At 61.8% G+C, this 536-nt stretch carries 1 pseudogene; it reads right to left on the bottom strand.

Features of this window, described 5'->3' with window-relative positions:
• Positions 1-536, bottom strand: a pseudogene (locus DK871_RS28525) (hemagglutinin); the annotation flags it as partial.

Raw genomic sequence — 536 nt, 5'->3', positions numbered from 1 at the left:
TGGCTGCCATTGACCGCGTCGGTGCTGGTGGCCGAGACTCGACCAGCGGCGACGTTGCTGATCTGCCGTTCGGCACCGACGGTGCCGACGCTGAGCACACCCACAGGCGCAGCACCGGCGAAGGTATACGTGGTGCCGTTGATCACGCTGCTAGCGGTGGCAGTGGCAGCGGTGGTAGTTGCGCCATTACCCAGGGCCAACGAGTTGGCGATGCTGGCGTTGGCGCCGTTGCCCAATGCAATAGCGTTGTCGGCCGAGGCGGTTGCCACTGGCCCGATAGCCATGCTGTCGTTGCCGCTGACAGTGCTGTCGCCTAGTGCCGAGCTGCTGTGGAAATACTTGATGCCCGCACCGTTAGTGACGATATTGCCCAGTTGGGTGCTGAAGCTGTTGCCCAGGTTGGTTATAGAAGTATTGAGGCTGGTGCCCAAATCCGTTACCGAGGTGTTGGTGGCATTCAACTGGCTGCCATTGACTGCCTCGGTGCTGGTGGCGCTCAAGGCGCCGGCGGCGACATTGGTCAAGGTCGTTGCAGT

Origin of the sequence: Pseudomonas sp. L13, from assembly GCF_009935965.1 — a bacterium.
GTDB classification, from domain to species: Bacteria; Pseudomonadota; Gammaproteobacteria; order Pseudomonadales; family Pseudomonadaceae; genus Aquipseudomonas; species Aquipseudomonas lactis.
Note: the sequence above shows the minus strand (reverse complement) of the source record. Positions and strands in the feature narration are given on the sequence as shown.